Genomic DNA, 17024 nt, shown 5'->3' on the forward strand with positions numbered 1-17024 from the left:
AATCGGTACGGCGATGCTACTGCACGCGAGGGCGGCCGGTGGGTGGTGGACGGGTCGTGTCCTGATGGACTGTAAATCGCCGGAAGACCTCGCGGCGAGTGGCCGGGCCACGGCAGCCCGCCCGAGAAAACGCACCAGAGGTGCGGCCGGCCCGATCCAGCCGTGGTTGCGGGTCGTGCGCGCTCGTTGCCATGGGAGAGCGGAAGCCCACGGAGCCGGCAGCGATGTGAGTCTGGTGCGGGTGGTGCTGATGGTCGTTTGCTGCCTGGCCGCCGTCCCGTTCTCCCGGACCGCGGGGGCGGCGACGCCCCGATCGCGGACGTGACCTCCGCAACGTCCTCGCGCCTTCACTCTCCGATGTCTACTTTTCCGGGCGATAGTCCTTCTGGACCTTCTCGTACTCGTAGCCGGTGGCAGCGTTGTTCGTGTTCCAGCCCGAGATGCGGCCGATGCTGTTGTCGTCCGCGAACTTCCTCAGCTTCTTGTGGTCGTCCAGCGTCCACGTGCTGCCGCCTTCGGTGCCGTACATCGGGCATGCCCCGATATGCCGCCAGGCCTGTTCGGAAGTGAGCCCGAAGATGTCGCCCATGTTCTTGTGAGCCGACTCCAGCGCTTCTTCGCGGACTCCCATGGAGTGCCGGGGAGGTACTCGATCAGCACGTTCACCGGGGCGGGGACGATCCCCTTGCCGTGCAGACCCTTCAGGAGGTTGAGCGCGAAGCCGGCCACAGTGCCCGTCTACTGGGCCAGGGGGTGGGGCGACGATGAGAGGCTCGGTTCCGCCGGTGGTCGTTCTGCGTTCCCGTTCCGTGAGCAGGTCGGTGATCACCTGCGCGCAGACCTGGACATTCTCTGGTCCCTCATCGGGCGGTCCCTCGAAAAGCGCGGCGAGCTCGCGGAACGTGTCCCGCTCAGCTGGCGCCAGGGTGTACGGGGCCAGGGCCGCCGCCGAAGGAGAGACAGGCCGCGACCGGCGACCGACCCGAGGCGGTCTCCTCCAGGAACGTGCAGACACCGGGACGGATGGCCTGCTGACGTTCGTCGACCAGGTCCTCCGCATCGTCGGACACCAGATCCGGCAGGAGCTCCAGGGAGCACTCACACGCGTGGCGCAGTAGGGCAGCGCCGCCATCAGGATCTACGCGACCGCGGGCGGCGCGCGGCGGGCGGTACCGGAGCTCCCCTCTGACGGCCGGGCGCTGGTCACAGGGGCCGGCTGTCAGGATCCGTGGCCAGCGCCTCGAAGGACCCGTCGAACACATGGAGCGCGTTCTTCGGCATCTCCCGTCCTGCCTCGGGGGATGCGGTCACCACGCCCGGCCATGCGGTGGCACGTAGAACGAGCGGACCGAGCGCCGGCTTTCTACCATGGAACTAGGCGACCCCTGTCTCGACATGGCCGCCCGCACTCCCTCGGAGCGGAGCACGCACCTCTCGGAAGAGCTCTGCCTCCCTGGCTCTGCCTCCTCACCTCGACGGGGCCCGGCATGCGGCGCGACAACCAGGACTCCGGTGGCCAGGGGGCCGATCTCCGCAGAACGGAAGGCCGACCATCATGCGTACCGCGGTGCGCGACAACTTCTCCGCCTTCTCCACACGGTTGGAGGGGCGGGTCAGACACATGTATCGGGACAGCCTCGGCAACGTGACCATCGGCATCGGCAACAAGATCGACCCCGTGGCTGATGCCCTGGCGCTCGCTTCCCTCGGCGCGCCGTTGCTCCGGGACAGTGACAACACGAGGGCCTCCGACTTCGAGATCACCGCCGAGTGGGCTGTCGTCAAGGCCGGCGGGACAGTGACGACTCTGCATCTCAGCGACGCGGGGATCGACACCCTGGTGACGAAGCGGCTGGACCAGAACGAGGCCGTGATCCGCACCCTCTTCGCAGGGTTCGACACATGGCCGGCCGACGCCCAGCTCGGCGTCCTCAGCATGGCCTGGGGCCTGGGGCCGAACGGCCTGGGCCCGTCCCAGTTCCCGAAGTTCCATTTGGCCGTCGGCGCCAGAAAGTGGTTCGCCGCCGCGCTGCAGTGCAACATGGGCGGATCGGGCCTGGGGAAGCGCAACGCGGTCGACCGGGGCCTGTTCCGGAACGCGGGCGTTTCGGAGGAGCCGCCGGCCAGCGACCCTGACATTCTCTTCCTTCCCGTCCCCGGCAATCGCCCCAATCGCCAGCTCGGGGACGTCGACCAAGCGGGCGCGGACGATATCGGTGTCATACAAAGGATGTTCGGCCCGGCACGCCTGAATCTCCTGGTCCCGGGCACCTTCACCCCGGGAACCTTCGACGCTGCCACGCTCGTCGCGGTCACCGCCTTCCAGACCGCCGAGGCGGCTCTGCCCAACTCGGGCCCCTTCCCCGTCACGGGCGTGGTGGCCCAGCTCACCTGGGCATGCTTGGGCGAGCACGTCCCACAGGCCTTAGACACGGGACGGCCTGCGACCGGGCGGGCCTGGATGCCGCCGAATGGACACGCGTACCGCCCGCCGTCCCGGCAGCGTCTGCCCGTTCGCCATGGCCACCTGATCCGCCGGGATGCAGGCGTGCCCCGTGGTGCCCGCCACCGCGGGGCAAAGGCACAGCATCCCCTGACGGCGCGGGTCGGACACTGATACTCGTAGCGGGTTCCGTGGCCGTGGCTCAGGGGCTGACCGACGTCCTGCTGGGCTGTCCTACGACTGTTCTGTCCGGCTGCCGGGACCCGTTCTCCATGGCTCCGGCCAGGTGGAACACGACCTGGCAGGAGCCTGGCCAGAGGCACCCTCAATGACCTGTCTGAACCACCCGGCCGGCGTCACCGCGGATCCGGGAGGGCAGCTGACAGGATGACAGTGACGATCACGCCCACCACCGAACTGGATACGGTGTTCGGCGGAGTGGACTCCCACGCGGATACGATCCACGTCGCTGTCGTCACCGACCGGGCCGCCACGTCGCCGACGCCGAGTTGCCCACGACGGCCGCCGGATACGCCGCGTCGATCGCGTTCCTGGACGCCCACGGCACGGTGACCGCCGTCGGCGTCGAAGGGACCTCCTCCCACGGCCTCGGGTTCACCCGTACCGCCCGACACTCGGGCCTCACCGGCCCGACAAGGCCGAGCGGCGCCGGATCGGCAAATCCGATCCCATCGACGCCTACGCAGCAGCCCGCGCCGCGCTGTCCGGCCGGGCATCGGTCATACCCAAGGACGACACCGTCAGCGGCATAAGCGCCCTCCACAACGCCGCGCGGTCCGCCGTCAAAGCCCGTACCGCCACGTTGAAGCCGATCACGCACATCCTCATCACCGCCCCGGACGGCATCCGCGTCAAATACACAGCCCTGCGCGGCAAGACGCAGGTCGACGCGATCTCTCGACTCCGTCCCACGGGCGATGGACCGCGTGTCGCCCTCCTGGCCGCCCTGAAGTCCCTCGCCCGCCCGGGCCCAGGCCCTGACCGCAGCACACGACACCCTCAGCACTGCCCCGGACGCTGCCGCCGGCGAGCACAACCAAACGGTCTGCGCGCCGCGTTCGGTCTCGGCCCCGACACCGCGGCCCAGCCTCCTGGTCACCGTCGGCGGCAACCCCTACCGCCTTCGCACGGAGGCATCCTTCACGGCCCTATGCGGCGTTGCACCCGTCCCCGCCTCCAGCGGAAGGACCAACCGCCACCGTCTCTCCCGGGGCGGCGGCCGCGGAGCGAACTCGGCCCTCTGCCGCATCGCTCCCGTCCGCATGTCCAGCGACGCCCGCACCCGCGAATGCGTCGCTGGACAGACTGCCGCCGGACGCACGAAGAAGGAGATCATCCGACTGCTCAAGCGCGCGATCGCCCGGGAGATCTTCCGCTACCTGACAACACCAGTCGCGATCCCGGACATCGCCGACCTCAGGCCGGCACGCCAGGCCAAGAACATCACTCTCACCACAGTCGCCGAGCACTTCGGCGTCGGGCCCACCGTGATCTCCTCCATCGAACGCGGCACCCGCCGCGACGATCTCGCAGACGCCTCCCTCGACCTGCTCACCACCGCTCAACCTCGACCGCCCAACAACTCCTCGTCCCTGAAACGTCACGTCATGGATGATGGGGCGATGCTCGTCCGCACGCAGAGCCTGCCGCAGACCTCGCAGCGACCCACGGCAGTTCGGGTTCACACCCCCATCGGGTCCGTCGTGGTGCTCTGGGGCGGTGACCCGCAAGAGGCAGACGGCCAGCACCTTGTCGAATGGACCGTTGACGACGACGTGCACTGGGGCCAGAACACCCGGCCGGCCTCCTCTGCCGAGGCGGAACTCAGACAGCAAGGCGACCGGGTGATCATGCGCGGCCTCCTCCACCTCACGGAAGACGGCGCCGCCCATCTCCAGATGGGCCCCTGGTCCGTGCTGTTCGATCTGGCAGCACCGATCCCCGGCGACCTGGACGAGTCCTGGGTTGAGATCAACGTCGGATCGGAGAACGTCGCCCTTCACCCCTACCAAACCTGACGGGACCACCACCAGATTCTCGGGCCCCTTTGACTGCCAATAGGAGCATCAGCCCACACCACTCCCAGCATTACCGAGTACTGGTAGCCAAACCTGTCGGCCGCTCGCTACTTCTGTGCCTGGGGGGGGCAGGAAGGGCAGCGAGCTGAGCGCCACCTCGTACGCGAGGGTGTGGCTCAAGGCGAACCATCCGGAGATGTTCGCACTCCTTGAGCAGGTCTACGGAGCGGGGGGGTACACCGTGAACGGAGCGTCCGAACGAACGCGCAGCTACCGACTCCTGCAGGGCGAACGTCTCGCGCCCGAGATACGCGGGGAGCCGGGGATCCTCGTGAGCTCCGGCCGAACGGCACCGCTCCGGTCAGTGGCTGGCTGTCTTCCCCGGGCTCGGAGCCGCGCAGCCGATGGAACGGGCGAGCCTCGGCAGGCGGCTCGCCGTCACGAGCATCCCCACTCTCCACAGCCGGACGACCTTGCAACAGTTCGTCCTTCAAGCCCCGCCCTCGGTTGTCGCTGGGATGCTCGGCTGCCACGCCGTCCACACTGAGACCGTTGCCGCTCAAGCGGGAGGAGCCTGGAAGAAGTCCACCCCCGGTGACCACACGCGGTGACCTTCCCGGCCGTAAGACCGCGTTGGTGACGTAGTGGACGACGCGGACCCCGTCGATGTCGTCGACGTGGTCGCGCAGCAGGGTGTCAGGCACCGGGGCGCCCAGCTCGGGGTTGACGCTGATCGCGACGATCGCACGGTCCAGGCGGTGCGTCTCGGTCGCCGTCAGCTTCGGCAGCTGGCTCAGCGCGGGCTCGACCAGGACGACCTGGGACCTGCGCGGCGCGTGCCCAGGCAGGACACGCGGCTGCTCACCGGCGAGGCGCTCCAGGTGGGCGTCGCGGGCTTCCTCGCGCAGCACGTCCTTCTCCGGGGACGGGCGTGCTGTGGGAGGCGTTGTCCTCCAGCACCGCGGCTCGTTGTCATGGCGGCGGTGTTGTCCAGGAGCCGGTACGCCTGGGCCCGGCTGACGGAGAACTCCACTCCGCAGAACGACGCCCAGTCGTCGTAGCCGAGGGGGACCAGACGCCGGCGGCGCGCGCCGGCACCGAGCGCCGGGCATCGTCCATCGCCTCGCGCAGCCCGGCCGTCACCTACCGGGTCTGCTCGGCGGAGGGTGGCGGCCTCGCTGGTTCGGCGACGTCGTCCTGGTCCGGGACACGGGTGCCCATGACTCCATGGTCCTCCGGACTGGTGTGCTGCACCAGGGCCCCCCGGAAGCACGGAGCGGGCTCCCGCCTCACACGCGGCGCGGCCGTGGCGAGCCCGGAGGGCCGAGGACACCCATGTGGGAAACAGGGGCACTCACACGAGCCTCCTGATGCGGCTGAGCGCGCTGCCCGGCCAGCCTGGCCGAGCAGCGCGCTCGGGGTTCTGCGCACGTCGTCTACCGCACGGCGACGTGGTCCCCGGTCGATGACTTCGCCCCAGAGGTGGAGTTCCCGTAGTACGTCCACCGCCACGTCCCCGGCCCGGTGGCCTTCACCGTGGTCTTGAGCGCCCCTGTACTGCTCGACTTCGCCTTCTTGACCGTCGTGTACGAGGAGGCACCCGCCGCCTTGAACTGCAGGCTCACCGTGCGACCCGCGTAACCCTGATACTTGTGGGTGTCCCAGTTCGCCCGCGTGACCCGCCCGGTCACGGTGATCGTCTTCCCTTTCGCGACCGGCTCCGGCGAGGCGTTGACCGTGACGCGTGTAGCCCGCTTGACCTGCAACGGAAGGTCCTGGTCGTCCGTGTCATAGGCGTCTCCGGCGAGAAAGACCCGAGCGGCGGTCTTCCAGGTGCCAGCGTCCTCGTTGCCGAAGTCGAGGTTCCGCGGGTCGATGTACAGCCACTCCTCGAAGTCGCAGATTCCTTTCGCCTTGTCCACGACCTTGCAGTCGCTGCCGATGATGGCGCTGTGCAGCGTGTCCCCGCTGCCAAGCTTCCCCCGGTAGGGAAACACCGTCGGCCCGGGGTCGTACCGGAGCTTGGTCGTCATCCGGAAGGCCACACGCACCTCGACCTCCTCCTTGACCCCGATCACGATCGGCTTCCCGCCGTTCACCGCGACCCGACTGAAGGAGACCCCGCCCTCCGCCGCCCCGGCCGGCACCGCCGCCATCCCCGTGGACACGACCGCCGCACCGGCCACCACCGCTCTCCACATCGTCTTCCCCACCTTCGAGCCCCTCCTCTGCCCGCAGCCCGGACCGAGCGCGTAAGCGCACCGGCCTGAGGTTGATCCTCTTGGCTGACTGTGGGACAAGGGAGGGCTGTACGCGGTTGTGCGCGGTGCGGCAACGATTTGATCACCACATCATCACCTTGCCCGGTTCCCCGAAGGGCAACCCCGGTGGCTTCACGGCGGATCCGGTGATCAGCCTTCCTCACTCATCCATCCCGCTCAAACAGCGTTTTGTCCGGGCGAAGGTGTTTGGCAAGTAAGTCGAGGATGATGGCGGGGTGTTGGCCAAAGTAGAGGCAGTGCAGCCCGTCCCGTCGAGGCGCATGCCTGTCCGGGTGCACTCGACGGTGGGCACCGTTGTGGTGCCGTGGCGGGGGCTGCTGAGGCAGTGGGTCGAGATTCGTGTGGCACAGGACCATGTCACCGTCTGGCCCTATGAGGTCTGACAGAGGCGGACGTCAGGTGTCGCGCCAGTTCGGTGCGGATCCATGGGTGAACCGACGGTTCATGATGTCGATCATCGCTGCGGAATGATGCGGGTGGGTTTCGTAGTTGCGGGCCAGGCGGCGGTGGCGCTGGAGCCATCCGAAGGTCCGCTCGACCACCCAACGCCGAGGGATGTCCTTGAACCGCTTCTCAGCGGTGTCGCGGCGGAGGACTTCCACGTCGGTGCCGAGGTGGGTGCCGTGGTCGATGACCTTGACACGGTACCCGTTGTCCGCCCATGCCTTGGTGACGCCGGGGTGGGCCTTCACGATGTTCGAGGCAAGGCGGACACCACCGGTGTTGTCGGAGACACTGAGGTCTTTTCCCACATCACGCTGATGTGTGATGGAGGACGAGTACGGCCTGGACGTTCGTGGTGTTGCGGTTGGTGCTGCGGCGGGGCTTCCGAAGGAGCCATCGGCTCTTCAGGGCCGCGATGGTCTGCTCGGCCCGGCAGCGGATCTTGGCGTGACTGCTGTTGTGTCGGCGCTTCCGGCGCTTGGGCCGGCGGTCTCGGAGCGGGTCGCGGACGGGGTGGCCGGCTACCCCGGTCCCGCCCAGCGCTTCGGCTCGGCTCGGCTCGGCTGCGGCGAGCGTGTCGGTGATCCCATGGGTCCGTGCGGCGGTCAGGCCGTGGACGGACCCGGGCGGGGAGGGGGACGCCCACAACAGCCGGCCGAACGGATCGGTGAGGACCTGGACGTTCACGCCGTGACGCTTGTGTTTCCCTGAGCAGTACGGGGTGTCGGCGGAGATCCTGTCGATCGGCGGGAGGGTGCCGTCCAGGATCACGAACGCCGTGGTCCGGATGTTCTTCAGCGCCCCGGTCGGGGCCGGGGCGAGGGCGGCCGGGACGTCGACTGCCACGCGTATGCGGCGACGGACCGTCGCGATGCCGTTGCGGAACCCGCCGCCGGGCTGGGCACAGGCGTCGCCGCACCGCAGGTGAACCGAGGCGGGCAGGGCCTGCCGGCCTGCGGGCAGACGCCGCCGGCGCGCCCCGGTCTCCCGCCGCCGGGCATGCAGCCCAGCGCTCAGGCACTGCGAGGTACGGCTGGACATATCAATCGACGACAGGTCGACAAGCACGCGAAACTCCTGGTGGGGCACGGTGCATCTTGGCCGTGACACCTCCTGCCAGGAGCTTCATCGCGCTGCAGAGCCGCCCAACTGACGGACACAGCCGACAGGTTGGAATCAGCTCACGATCATGGCATAGGCCTCACCGGTCTGTCGGTGAGGCCATGATGCACTTACATTCCGGCCTTGACGCTGCACACCGGCCAGGCCCCCGGGCCCTGTGCGGCAAGGACCTTCTCGGCGACGGCGATCTGCTGCTGCGCGGTGGCCTGGTGGGCGGACGCGGCGTACTGGTTACCGCCGAAGGCCTGCCACGTGGAAGGGGTGAACTGAAGGCCGCCGGAGAAGCCGTTGCCCGTGTTGGCGGACCAGTTTCCCGACGCTTCACAGTTCGCCAGGGCGTCCCACTGACCGTTTCCGGTGGTGGCCGCAGAGGCACTGCCGGCGCCCGTGAGCGCGACCGTCGCGCCGGCGGCGGCGACGGCCGCGCTCACGGCGATCCGGCGGAACAGGGAGGAACGACGGGTGGCCGGGCGCGCGGAGTGATGAGCCGGCGTGCTGGTGGTGCTGAACAATTCAGGTGCTCCGTTCGGAGGCGGCAGGGACTGTCGCGCCGTCGGCGCCGGGTGTTGCCGGTGCGCTGGGCGACCCCTCCACTCTGGCGGCCGCGACCGCTCGTTCCGAGAGGCTTCCAGCACGACGCGAAGGACCTCAGTCATCGGCTCCCGGCCTGCCCGACAGGACTTCGGCCCTGGGTCGAAGGTCCCGGGCCCGTGAGCTCGGGCGCCGTTCGGAGAGGGGCGCGCACAGGGAACGACCGGGACGTTCTGCCTTCGGCACGGCGTACGTGACGCCGTTCACCCACCGCCCGGGAGACAGGCTCAGAACTCCATCTGAACTGCGACAACGTGCATCGGGGAAAGACGCCCAGCACGTACGTGCCGTCGTCGGCGGTCATCGCGGCGCCGGCGATGCTGCTGAGGACCTGATCGTCCAGGTACCGGGCGTCCTTGATCCACGACCAGCCGCCCGGCAGCACACTCAGCCGGTCAGGAGCAGATCGTCGGGCAACCGTCGTCGCCATGCGGACAGCCTCTCGGAGATCTCACGGTCCCTTGCATGCTTCACCCCCGCCCCTCGGCCTGTCCGCCCAAGACGGAAGATCCCCCCACCACCGGAGGGTGGCGGGGGCAAGCCCGGCGAAGGTCAGGCGTTCAGTCGGCGCCGCTGGCTTCACGAGGTGCCGTGCGGGGTGTCCGGGAGGTTCAGGCGGCTGAGGTGTTTCCAGCAGGTGGGCGACGCGGCCGGGCTCGGGGGTGTCCTTGGCCGCTGATCAAGGACGCAGCGGCCAACCGGGCGCGGAGTTGCTCGCCGAGTTCGGCAACACGTTGTCCTCCGCCATCGTCGTGGATGCGGGAACGGCGGACGGGGCCTGGTTGGTGATCGAAGCCAAGGCCGCCTGGGCGAGCGGCATGTATACCGCCGACCCGCAGCGTGCCCTGAATGTCGTCCTCCAGGCCGCCGGGCCGGCCAAAGCCGTCATACCCTGAGATCACCGGTTTCTCCGTGTTCCCAGGCCGCTCGCCAAGGAATGAGACCGCGCGCCGGAGGGCGCGGCACTCTGCAGCAGGCGGCAGCGTCCCGTGGGGTACTGAGCCCTGTGCCACGCGACTCCGGCCGCGTGAGCGGCAGCGTCGCCGCTCACACGGCGGCCTTCTACCTATCGTCCATGGCCAGCCTGAGATCGTGCCCAGCGTCACGCGCGTACTACGAACGTGAGCGAGCCGAGGGGAAGGGACACAAGCAGGCAGTGCTGTCTCTCCCCCGACGTCGGGCCAACGTTCTCTGGGCAACGATCCGCGACGGAGCGTGCCACCAAGCCGCACCGACCGTCACCACGGCGGCCTGACTTCCTCATCGGGAAGCCGTTCTACCGTTGAGGCAGCCCAAGTCCGCCTCAACGGTTGAACGACGAGCTGAACCCATCGCAGACACCCCTCACCCGTCTCGGGGGCCAGCGGGTTCCTGCTCAACCCCTCCAGGAATCCGGGAACCCGTCCGCTTCGGTCGCTCCATGGGTGGAGGCGGGTGCCTGCGGTGCCGCCCGGGATCGTCCGGGAGGTGCGGAGCTGGGCGGGTGTGGGTGCCGGGGTCTGGCCGAGGAGGTCGAGGACGGCCTGGGGTCCGTGGGTGGCGCGGGTGGTGGCCAGTGCATCGAGGCCCCACACCCTCATCAGGTGCCTGTCCGCCGCGCGGGGCGGCCGACGGTCCCCCGAACCGCGTCAAACACCCCGAGCAGTCGGCGAGGGCACCGTGAGTCGTGTGCACCGGTCTGTGGCGGTCGGCGTTGGCCATGCCGGTGATCGCCTCGCTACGCTGCGGATACGACTGCTTTCCGGGGCCCTCGCAGCTCTGCGGTCTGCCTCGGCTATTCCGCAGAGCGTCGAAACGGGCCATCGCGGCACGGCTGCGGTGGACGCACTGTTACGACCCCGGTCGGCGTGAGCGGCGGTGCCCCGGCCGTCGTGAACTCGCGATCACGGCGGCCGGCCCTCCACCGGACAGGTGACCAGTTGTCCCCCGGGCAACAAGGACATCGTTCTGAGGGGTGCGGGCACGTGGCGGTGCGGGCTCGGACTACGCGGCGCGGTCAGTTGTCGGAATCGGATGTGTTCTGCGGGGCCGGGCCGGCGTGGGCCACTGCGTGGGCCCATCGCCGTTCGACGGTGTCACCCGCCTGTGGCCCTCGAAGGCGTCGCTCGGGGTCGGGATTGCCCAGTCCTCGCGAGGCGTGGATGCCCGCAGCCCCGCCGTAGACCTCCAGCCGGTCGTCCTCCTCGTTCCAGAGGCCCGCGAAGACGTATTGACCGCCGACCTCGACGGCCGGAGCTCCCGGGTCCGGGATTTCCTCGCCGGATTCCAAGAAGGCGTTCGTGTTCACGGTGATCCTTCCGGTGACGCCACCTTTGAAGGACCGTGCGACCTCGACCAGCCACTGCTGTTCCATATCGCCGTTGTCATCGGTGCGCTGCTGGCCGGTCTTGCTGATGACTGTGCCATGGACGAGGTGCTGTGCGGCATGTGCCACGTACTCGTCCCTGGACAGGTCGGGGACCCGCAGCGACTCCGACTGGACTGCTCGGGGAGGGGATTGGGCGTCTGCCAGACTGAGGTGGACGCCGTAGCCGGCCGCGGTCATGACGGCGGCGGCCGATGCCATCACGGCGATTCCCCGGCTGATTCGCATCTCATCCCCAGAGTCTGTGGTAGGCGTCGCGGTCATAATCCGTTGGCTGATTACTCGCCACCTCACTCATGTTCGGAGTCATGAGCGATTTCTTGTCCTGGCCTTTGTGGCAGAAGCCGAGCGCGTGACCGAACTCGTGTGCGGCTGCCGCTCTTCTCCAGTAGTCGGAGGCCCAGTCTCCACGGCCGTCCAGGTAATGCTTGTTGAGGTAAATGTAATCTGTCGCACCGATATTGCCGTGGCGTTCCCATGTCGCGAGTGCGCCGTCGGCCGTCTTCTTGTCTTTCCAGTGCAGGTCGTTGCTGGTCAGTGCTTCGTCCGGTGCGACCTTGACCTTATTCAGACCGTTGTTCGAGGTGTACCAGCGGGACTGTGCCCACGAGCGCGCCTCGTCATACTTCGTTGCCTCGGTCCATCTGATCTCCCGGTCGTCGACGGACGACAACGCCGTCGAGTCCTTCTTTCCGTTCACACATTTCGCTGGAACTGCTGTGAATCTGATATGAGGTGACGTCGAGGCAATACTGGTGGATGTCGCCACGAGAAGCGCGATCGGCCACAGGCGTAAGCCCAGCCATAACCGCCGGGGAGTGATTTCGTGAGGCATCCGGCCAGAGTAGTGGCGCCAAACGGTGTCGCAACTCCCGGTCCCAGCACCCCATGGAGGCCCTGCCTTTCTCCTCCCGCCGGTCGTCTCCGCGGTCGGCCCCGGACTCGCCCGTCGGCGAGCCGGTGACGCGTCACCGTGGTGACGACGTTCATCCGGCCGGTGACCGCCAGGCTTAGGATGCCCGCCCACACGGCCGCCACGGCGAGCGCGGCCAGGAGGCCCCGCGCCCCGGGCGAGGGCGGTCCGCCTTGAGGCGGTGATCTGCTCGGCCTCCAGGCGGCCCGAGATGATGCGGTACTGCTCCGGCGCCACCGGAGCAGGGCACGAACGGCTCCGAGGTCCGCACGCGTCTTGAGCCGGTGAACACGGACGGCAGAGCGGTTGAACGTTCCCGTCCGTGTCCTCGCCCCAAGAGCTCGTAACACGGTCTTGCGATCCCGGGGCACTGTGTCGGTAACGCTCGGCCGCCTACCACCCGCGGCACTTGGACTATGGACAGCTACGAGGGCGCCGCGACGCTTGAGTGGTGGGCCAGCCAGTCGACATGCCTGAGCAGGCTCGGTGTGCGAGTCTCGCTCCGCGCCGTCAGCAACCACTGGACGTGCAATGCGTACGTCGAACCTCTCCTCGAAGGTGGTTGTCGCGCATCGCGTCGCGGCCGGCGGTCTGCCCGAGCGAGTTCCCGTCGTCGGTCAGCTCGGACAGGATCGTCTCGAAGCTGGTGATCTGCTCGCCATGGCGCGGCATCGAAGTGGTCATCGTTTTGAGCATCACCGAGGCCGTTCAACAAGACGACAGCGGACTTCCCGAACCCCCATCTCTCACCACACCAACTTTGGTGCACCCTCACCCGTGACGAGGTGGTGCAGCACGTCCACTTGCACGCCGACATCGTCTGCGATTCGGCTTCTCTCTTGTTACGTTCTGCGTCCTGCTGACCGCGGGAGCACACGGATCACAGCTCACTGGATGAGAGATGATCAGGTGAACCGTTCGGGGAGGACTTTGATGAACGTCACCTTGCAGGTGGACGCGACGCCGTCTGCGTCTGCGCTCTTCCTGCGCCCGTGGAATGATCGCGACGCCGAGCCGCTGGTCGAAGCATATCGTGATCCCACGTTGCGTCATTGGACGAGGCTTCCGGTAGAGAGCACCGAGGACGCAGCGCAGTGGCTGGAGCTTCAGCGACGCGGCTGGGAGACCGGAGAACGGCTGAGCTTCGCCGTGTATGAAGATCACTCCAGCACCGGCGAGGGCCGGCTGGCTGGGAACGTGGTCATGAAGCGGACCGGTCCCAGCCAGGAATCCGCAGAGGTCGGCTACTGGACAGCAGCCCACGCCCGAGGCCGAGGGGTGGCCCCTCGTGCCCTCGAAGCTCTCACCAGCTGGGCCTTCGACATCTTCACGGTCGAAGGCCTGGAGCGTCTCGACCTGCTCCATCAGGTGGACAACCTCGCGTCGTGCCGGGTCGCGGAGAAGGCCAGATACGAATTTCACCAGGTCCTTCCGGCTCATCCGCCTTTCCCCAGGGACGGCCACCTGCATATACGGAGGGCCGCCACCCCGGCCTGATGCCGGGGAGTCGCTGCCCGCCAGCGTCGTCAGCCACATGGTCCGACCACGGTGGTGCGGGCCTCGGGGAGTTCGCCCCGGCCAGGGCTCCATCTCGCTGACGCGCTCGAACCAGCGCAGGCCTCGACGGAGCGCCGGGTTCCGAACGACGAGGGGCGCATTGTGCCGTCTCCTCGTACCCGTCGGCGGACCGCCAGGCAGGCCGGCCCCGGCTACACCGCAGCGCTCTCGGCGGAGCTGCGCTCCCTCGCGCTGCAGGCGCTCGACCAGGTGACGGGACAATGCCGGGCGATACCGGCCGTCCAGTCCTCATCGTGAAAGCCGCCCGCCTCCAGGCCGCCATGCCATGGGAACAGGAGCCCGTTCGATCGACAGCCTTCGAGATCGATACGGGCGACAACCACTTACGTGTCGGGATGCTCCGGCAGGGCGAGCCAGTCCGACCAGGAGATCTCGCGGCCGAGGAAGCGCGGCTGCTCGAACGGCCAGTCGGCGGCGATCCACTGGGGCACCAGCGCGTCGAGGGACTGCTCGACCTCGCTGCCCACCAGCTCGTCCACCACCCACCAGGAGACCTCGCCGTCCGCGCCGGCCCTCTCCGGTGGGTCGATGTAGACACAGCCGAGCAGAGCAGTCTCCGCCGCGTCGAACAGCGCGTAGTTGAAGGACTCGTGTGCGGCGATCTCCTTCTCGTGCCGCAACAGGTCGGCCTGGTCGGCCTCATAGGTCATGGTGGCCGCGGGCCAGCCCCAGGCCGGGCCGAAGATGGTCCACAGCCGCTCGCGCGAACCCATCACAGCCGGATAGTCGAGCGGGGTGTCCGCCTCCCGGATCGGTCGCAGATGATGGCCACCGCCCGGCAGCGGTACCAGGACGGGGTGGACAAAGTCATCGGGAAGCCAGCTCATGGCGCCCGACCGTAGCAGCGCACGGCCGTCCGCTCCCCTGGATTTTCCCCTGATACCGCCAGGCCCTGCTTCTCCTGCCGGGCAGGCCCGCGATCACCCGATCGAGACTCCCATTCGATCGACAGACTCCATGCTCGGTATGGCTACGGCTTCATAGACCATGTGCGGCCATTGGCGCTCGGTGGTGAGGACGTGGTCGGGAACGTTCAGGTGTTGTGCCGGGAGTGCCACGGGCTGAGGACGCGGACGGAGTTTCGGGAGTTCGAATCCCCTGACTCAGGGAGAATTCTCACCCCGAAGGATGTAGATGAATACAGGCAGGTCGGTTTCCGACCCGACTTCGGCACGGATGGTTACAGTGTCAGTGCTGGGCGCGACGTTATGAATCGTCATAATGGCGCCCCCGACGAATGGCCTACTCGCTACCTTGTCGATTTCTGTGATTGCCGCAAACACCCGGCTGTCCGGAGTGACATTAGGAGCGCTGAGCCTCTGCACGAAGATCCCATGGGCAGTAAGACTGTAGGTGTAAAGCTCTACCTTTAGCCCATCACCCGCAGCGATCGGTTGGAGCAAGTCCTGAGCTGCGTCGTTTGGTTGCACACCTTCACCCACGGCAGACACTCCTTCAGGTACTGAGGCGCGATTGACCGTATGAACCGAGTCTGCGCGTATGCGTGGGTGATCGCAACAGGCAATTGGGCGTGTGCCGCGAGACGCCCTGTGCATTCACCATGCTCCCACCATAGTTCCTGTATCCCTGTACGAATCAGGAAGAGACCTCTCCTCGTTTGTGGGTGCCCCATGCCACGCAAACCCCGCCCCCATGCTCTATCCTCGGGGGCGGCTTGTGTGTGGGCGACACAGCCACACCACTTCACGCAGTGGCTACGTGCAGGGGACCTGAATTTTCATGTTCCTATTCCGCTATCAATGGCCATGCTGTTCGCATCGACGGAAACGGGGCCGACCTGCATACAGGTGCGGGTTACGGTGCGAGTACCACGAGATCGTCGAAGATGAGTGGGCAAAGGCCGGGCGTCGTCCCGAGGTCCGAGGCCCAGACGCCGAACCTCCCCCGCAGCCGCAGGGGGGGGCGGGGTGTGAACTCGACGGGCTCGGCAAGTGGCCACCCCAAGAGGGGCAGATCTTGACCGACACGACAGCGGAGCCGGAGACGCTGCACCGTCTTCAGTACCGGGCAGCCCTGGCGCTGCAGGACATCCTGCGTGAGACGGTCCAGTACCAACTGCCCGCGCTGAGCTGGACCGTGATCTACGGCGGGGGGGGGCTCACCGCGAAGGTGCACCACAACTTCCGCGAGGACTTCGGAATCTGGGCCCACTATCCGGGCGCCGAATCCGAGGAACTGTCCCAGGGCGGAGAGACGGTGGCTGCGCGCCCTCACCGAGGAGGGCATACACGGACGGGCGCGGCGCGTACGGGTCACCCTCATCGCCGCGTTCGGCGAAGCCGGATCGGCCGGGCCCCGCACCGCGCGGCTGCTCCCCTGATGCGGACGAATCAGAGGCCGGGCTTCCGCTCCGCGCCCGCCAGGGACACGAACCAGCAGGACCCGGGACCGCCAAACCGTCGCTCCGCGCTCTCACCACCGCAGAAACCCCCGCCCACGATCCGGCGCCCGCCTGCGTCGCCCCGTTGTTGCGGGTGAAATGGTGCGGTGCCGGTCCTGCCGCACTGCGACGGGAGCGGCCCGGCTGTCCTGACTCTGTCAGGGCCCCTGTCGCCCCTGACGTCAGTCCATGGGCAGAGCTGGTTGGCCCAGGCCGCGAACGCTGCCCGGGTCCCCGATCCGGCGATGCCGTCGATGGCCCCGGAGTAGAACCCGTCGCTCTTCAGGTACTGCTGGAGAGCCTTGATCGTTCCGGTTCCGACGATGCCGTCGACGGCCCCGTGCAGCCGTAGGAGCGCAGAACCCGCTGCATGGCCTTCCAGTTCTCGGTCCCGGGAAGGCCGTCGATCGCGCCCGTGCAGACCCCGGCGTAGTAGCGGAGACAGAACTTGGACTTGCTTCGCCTGCGAGGTGCTCAGCCCGAGGTTGACGACCTCGGTGATCGACGGCCGGCCCGGGGACCGCGTCCTGGTGCCTCTCCGGCGTTGCCGCGACAGCGGTTCCCGAGGCTGCGAGAGTCCCCGCGGCAATCCCGAGCAGAGCCGTGGCGCTCGCGAGCGCCCTCACCTTGTTCGATCGCATGTGGTGCCCTTCCGAGACAACCCGCTGGGGCTGGTGGCTGTCTGGACGCGGACCACAGTGGCACGGGCCCCGCCGCATTCGGGCCACGCTCGCCGGCGTCCCTTGACGTTACGGTGCCGCGATCCGTCCACGCGGCCCGGCCCCAGGGCCGGGCCGCGACGCCGCAGCGAGGCGGTGACCCCGCTGCCTCACCCCTTGGTCTTGA

Annotated in this window: 14 protein-coding genes and 4 pseudogenes; 7 read left to right on the plus strand and 11 right to left on the minus strand. The window is 68.0% G+C overall.

Features of this window, described 5'->3' with window-relative positions:
- Positions 1-361: 361 nt before the first annotated feature.
- Positions 362-631 (minus strand): glycoside hydrolase family 18 protein, encoded by a 270-nt coding sequence (locus tag ABT170_RS31690; protein ID WP_351873096.1) that lies wholly within the window; start codon positions 629-631, stop codon positions 362-364.
- A 1014-nt stretch (positions 632-1645) separates the two neighbouring features.
- Here ABT170_RS31690 and ABT170_RS31695 point away from each other — a divergent pair.
- From ABT170_RS31695 to ABT170_RS31705, 4 genes and pseudogenes are all read left to right on the plus strand, one after another.
- Positions 1646-2617 (plus strand): hypothetical protein, encoded by a 972-nt coding sequence (locus ABT170_RS31695; protein WP_351873099.1) that lies wholly within the window; start codon positions 1646-1648, stop codon positions 2615-2617.
- A gap of 938 nt (positions 2618-3555) precedes the next feature.
- Positions 3556-3693, plus strand: a pseudogene (locus ABT170_RS40700) (transposase); the annotation flags it as partial.
- A 33-nt stretch (positions 3694-3726) separates the two neighbouring features.
- Entirely contained in the window at positions 3727-4482 is a 756-nt protein-coding gene (locus ABT170_RS40705; RefSeq protein ID WP_502970590.1) for a helix-turn-helix domain-containing protein, read from the plus strand.
- Between the two features lie 644 nt (positions 4483-5126).
- Positions 5127-5543 carry a hypothetical protein gene (locus ABT170_RS31705; protein ID WP_351873102.1) on the plus strand — a complete coding sequence of 139 codons (417 nt, stop codon included), beginning with the start codon at positions 5127-5129 and terminating at the stop codon, positions 5541-5543.
- A 375-nt stretch (positions 5544-5918) separates the two neighbouring features.
- Here ABT170_RS31705 and ABT170_RS31710 read toward each other — a convergent pair whose 3' ends face one another.
- From ABT170_RS31710 to ABT170_RS31725, 4 genes and pseudogenes are all read right to left on the minus strand, one after another.
- Positions 5919-6683, minus strand: coding sequence for a hypothetical protein (locus tag ABT170_RS31710; protein ID WP_329941221.1), 765 nt, complete (start codon positions 6681-6683; stop codon positions 5919-5921).
- A 476-nt stretch (positions 6684-7159) separates the two neighbouring features.
- Positions 7160-7501 (minus strand): annotated as a pseudogene (locus tag ABT170_RS31715) (transposase); the annotation flags it as partial.
- A gap of 16 nt (positions 7502-7517) precedes the next feature.
- On the minus strand, positions 7518-8276 hold the full coding sequence (locus ABT170_RS31720) for a transposase family protein (RefSeq protein WP_351873105.1): 759 nt from the start codon (positions 8274-8276) through the stop codon (positions 7518-7520).
- 185 nt (positions 8277-8461) lie between these two features.
- Positions 8462-8767, minus strand: a pseudogene (locus tag ABT170_RS31725) (transglycosylase family protein); the annotation flags it as partial.
- Between the two features lie 822 nt (positions 8768-9589).
- On the opposite strand from ABT170_RS31725, the gene ABT170_RS31730 reads away from it, so the two are divergent.
- On the plus strand, positions 9590-9817 hold the full coding sequence (locus ABT170_RS31730) for an ATP-grasp domain-containing protein (protein ID WP_351873108.1): 228 nt from the start codon (positions 9590-9592) through the stop codon (positions 9815-9817).
- 1100 nt (positions 9818-10917) lie between these two features.
- Here the strand turns inward: ABT170_RS31730 and ABT170_RS31735 are convergent.
- From ABT170_RS31735 to ABT170_RS31745, 3 genes are all read right to left on the minus strand, one after another.
- Positions 10918-11487, minus strand: coding sequence for a hypothetical protein (locus ABT170_RS31735; RefSeq protein ID WP_351873111.1), 570 nt, complete (start codon positions 11485-11487; stop codon positions 10918-10920).
- Between the two features lie 28 nt (positions 11488-11515).
- The gene (locus ABT170_RS31740) at positions 11516-12121 is read right to left on the minus strand and encodes a matrixin family metalloprotease (protein WP_351873114.1); all 606 of its coding nucleotides are present in this window, start codon (positions 12119-12121) and stop codon (positions 11516-11518) included.
- Positions 12122-12709: 588 nt separating this feature from the next.
- Entirely contained in the window at positions 12710-12883 is a 174-nt protein-coding gene (locus tag ABT170_RS31745; protein WP_351873117.1) for a hypothetical protein, read from the minus strand.
- A gap of 249 nt (positions 12884-13132) precedes the next feature.
- On the opposite strand from ABT170_RS31745, the gene ABT170_RS31750 reads away from it, so the two are divergent.
- Positions 13133-13696 carry a GNAT family N-acetyltransferase gene (locus ABT170_RS31750; protein WP_351873120.1) on the plus strand — a complete coding sequence of 188 codons (564 nt, stop codon included), beginning with the start codon at positions 13133-13135 and terminating at the stop codon, positions 13694-13696.
- Positions 13697-14100: 404 nt separating this feature from the next.
- On the opposite strand, the gene ABT170_RS31755 is transcribed toward ABT170_RS31750, so the two are convergent.
- Positions 14101-14604 (minus strand): GNAT family N-acetyltransferase, encoded by a 504-nt coding sequence (locus ABT170_RS31755; protein ID WP_351873122.1) that lies wholly within the window; start codon positions 14602-14604, stop codon positions 14101-14103.
- Between the two features lie 162 nt (positions 14605-14766).
- Here ABT170_RS31755 and ABT170_RS31760 point away from each other — a divergent pair.
- Positions 14767-14835, plus strand: a pseudogene (locus tag ABT170_RS31760) (HNH endonuclease); the annotation flags it as partial.
- 45 nt (positions 14836-14880) lie between these two features.
- Here the strand turns inward: ABT170_RS31760 and ABT170_RS31765 are convergent.
- Together ABT170_RS31765 and ABT170_RS31770 are read right to left on the minus strand one after the other, a co-directional pair.
- Complete coding sequence (locus ABT170_RS31765) at positions 14881-15219, minus strand: hypothetical protein (protein WP_351873199.1); 339 nt, start codon at positions 15217-15219, stop codon at positions 14881-14883.
- A 909-nt stretch (positions 15220-16128) separates the two neighbouring features.
- Complete coding sequence (locus ABT170_RS31770; protein ID WP_351873125.1) at positions 16129-16767, minus strand: peptidoglycan-binding domain-containing protein; 639 nt, start codon at positions 16765-16767, stop codon at positions 16129-16131.
- Between the last annotated feature and the right edge of the window lie 257 nt (positions 16768-17024).

This window comes from Streptomyces sp. NPDC001787 (genome assembly GCF_040297465.1).
Classification (GTDB): domain Bacteria; phylum Actinomycetota; class Actinomycetes; order Streptomycetales; family Streptomycetaceae; genus Streptomyces.